1 protein-coding gene is annotated in these 699 nt (G+C 45.2%); it reads right to left on the bottom strand.

Going from position 1 to position 699, the window contains the following annotated elements; translation table 11 throughout:
• A partial coding sequence (locus R7Z50_RS27585) for an efflux RND transporter periplasmic adaptor subunit (protein ID WP_318149765.1) occupies positions 1 to 509 on the bottom strand: 509 nt, incomplete at its 3' end.
• Positions 510 to 699 lie beyond the last annotated feature (190 nt).

The raw sequence follows: 699 nt of genomic DNA, 5'->3' as shown, positions 1-699 counted from the left end.
GTGTAACGTAGGGCATCTTTTGCACGTTGGATGTTTTTCTCAACCACTTTGACGGCAGAGAGGCTACGTTCGTAGCTGCTGATGGCTCGGTCTAAGTTTACGCTGGCAATGGCATCATCAGAAGTCGCTTGTTTTACGCGCTTTAACTCGGCTTTCGCCAGTTTGTGGGCTGATTGCGCTTCTAACATGCGCGCTTGTAATTCTTCTAGTGAGACTTGGTAGTCGTGCTTGTCCAGCGTGGCAATGACTTGGCCTTTTTCTACCACGCTGCCTTTATTTACGAACACGCTTTCCACGGTGCCGGGTACACGAAAAGAGAGTGAGGCGGTTTCTTTTGCTTTTACGATCCCGCTGAATGATTTATTGAGTTCTTCATTCCTTTCATTGACTTCAATCACTTGAACGGGTCTGGATGCGCTTGGCTCCTCAACCTGAGGTTGAGCTTGATTACAGCCGAGTAGAGAGAGCGCGATAGTGCTCAGCGCAGCGGTTTTGATTTGATGATTCATAAGATGGCTCCATAATTTCGGCGCCATCTTATAATTCACAGATGTTCAGATAATCATGCGTGCGCATGATTCAATGTCACAAATTTTATGACAATAAATGCAAACTACAAAAGTTTTGGGATTTTATTGCACAAATGTTCAATAAGTAACCGGCTAGCTTGGTTCAGCGTTTTCGGTTGAGGATAGAGTA

This window comes from Vibrio sp. 1249-1 (assembly GCF_033340495.1).
The sequence above is the reverse complement of the archived record's forward strand: the minus strand, read 5'-3'. Positions and strand labels throughout refer to the sequence as shown.